The organism is Brucella tritici, assembly GCF_008932285.1.
Classification (GTDB): Bacteria; Pseudomonadota; Alphaproteobacteria; order Rhizobiales; family Rhizobiaceae; genus Brucella; species Brucella tritici.
Map to the genome: position 1 here is coordinate 5,001 of NZ_WBVY01000016.1, position 1,180 is coordinate 6,180.

Consider the following 1,180-nt stretch of genomic DNA (forward strand, 5'->3'; position numbering starts at 1 on the left):
AAGAGTAACGGAGGCGCGCGATGGTAGGCTCAGAACGGTCGGAAATCGTTCGTCGAGTGCAATGGCATAAGCCTGCCTGACTGCAAGACTGACAAGTCGAGCAGAGACGAAAGTCGGTCATAGTGATCCGGTGGTCCCGCGTGGAAGGGCCATCGCTCAACGGATAAAAGGTACGCCGGGGATAACAGGCTGATGACCCCCAAGAGTCCATATCGACGGGGTTGTTTGGCACCTCGATGTCGACTCATCGCATCCTGGGGCTGGAGCAGGTCCCAAGGGTATGGCTGTTCGCCATTTAAAGCGGTACGTGAGTTGGGTTCAGAACGTCGTGAGACAGTTCGGTCCCTATCTGCCGTGGGTGTAGGAATATTGACAGGATCTGTCCCTAGTACGAGAGGACCGGGATGGACGTATCTCTGGTGGACCTGTTGTGGCGCCAGCCGCATAGCAGGGTAGCTATATACGGACGGGATAACCGCTGAAGGCATCTAAGCGGGAAACCCACCTGAAAACGAGTATTCCCTATCAGAGCCGTGGAAGACCACCACGTTGATAGGCCGGGTGTGGAAGTGCGGCAACGCATGTAGCTTACCGGTACTAATAGCTCGATCGACTTGATCACTCCCATTTACAATATCCATCGAACAACGTTCGATGTTGAAGGCAATATGGCACTAGGGCAATAAGGCAATATGTTGCCTAAAGCCCTTAACCATCGCCTGCACAGAAAGACAAAGCACGAAGGCAAAGGACAGGCGCAGCCTAAACATACTGCCCTATTCCCCTACTGCCTTACTGCCCTAAACCAGCTTCTCATATTTGTGTTCTTCGCCGACCTGGTGGTTATGGCGGAGCGGCTGCACCCGATCCCATTCCGAACTCGGCCGTGAAACGCTCCAGCGCCAATGGTACTTTGTCTTAAGACACGGGAGAGTAGGTCGCTGCCAGGTCTGCCAAGCACACAAATCAATCCATCTTCTCAAACCCATACAAAACAGATCAAATCGCGCTCAAAGCGAAAAAAAAATACCAAAACCGGTCATAATATCGCACCCATAACGCGGGGTGGAGCAGCCCGGTAGCTCGTCAGGCTCATAACCTGAAGGCCGCAGGTTCAAATCCTGCCCCCGCAACCAAACATTCAAACCCCGTAGAAAAACTGCGGGGTTTTGGCGTTTAA

1 tRNA gene and 2 rRNA genes (1 of these 3 running past the window's edge) are annotated in these 1,180 nt (G+C 53.1%); all 3 read left to right on the plus strand.

Annotated features, from left to right (window positions below):
• Window positions 1-622, plus strand: a 23S ribosomal RNA gene (locus F9K94_RS24105) (it extends 2,261 nt beyond the left edge of the window).
• Window positions 623-835: 213 nt separating this feature from the next.
• Window positions 836-950: ribosomal RNA gene (rrf, locus tag F9K94_RS24110) — 5S ribosomal RNA — on the plus strand.
• 109 nt (window positions 951-1,059) lie between these two features.
• Window positions 1,060-1,136 (plus strand) — tRNA-Met (locus F9K94_RS24115).
• Window positions 1,137-1,180: the final 44 nt, after the last annotated feature.